This is a genomic window from Gardnerella sp. c10Ua_244 (genome assembly GCF_055818055.1).
In genome coordinates this window covers 1-357 of sequence record NZ_JARFVS010000036.1, presented here as the reverse complement: position 1 = coordinate 357, position 357 = coordinate 1, and the positions used below count along the sequence as shown (strand labels likewise).

Here is a 357-nt window from a genome sequence, read left to right as displayed (position 1 = left end):
AACGCCTGCGGGTGAGCCGACTATACTCACACCACAAGATGGTGTTGAGCAAGGTTCCGCAACTGTTACCCCACCAGCAGATGCTGATACTCTCGAAATCACGTATACTCCAGAAGGCGATACAACGACTCCTGTAACAATTACCGTGAAGAAAGATAAGAATGGTAACTGGACTATTGACGGTAACACTCCAACCGGCGTGACTGTTGATCCTAAGACTGGTAAAGTCACCATCCCTGCAACCCAAATCAAGGATGGTAGTACGATTACCGCGCAAGCCAAGAAGAATGGTCAACCATCCAACACGGCAAACGGTAAAGTCGGAAACAACCCAACCAAGAAACCAGAACCAACACC

At 48.5% G+C, this 357-nt stretch carries 1 protein-coding gene; it reads left to right on the top strand.

The features are described 5' to 3' along the window. Window positions 1-357, top strand: a 357-nt coding sequence (locus P0108_RS07195; RefSeq protein WP_473730949.1) for a hypothetical protein, incomplete at both ends; no start/stop codon positions are given.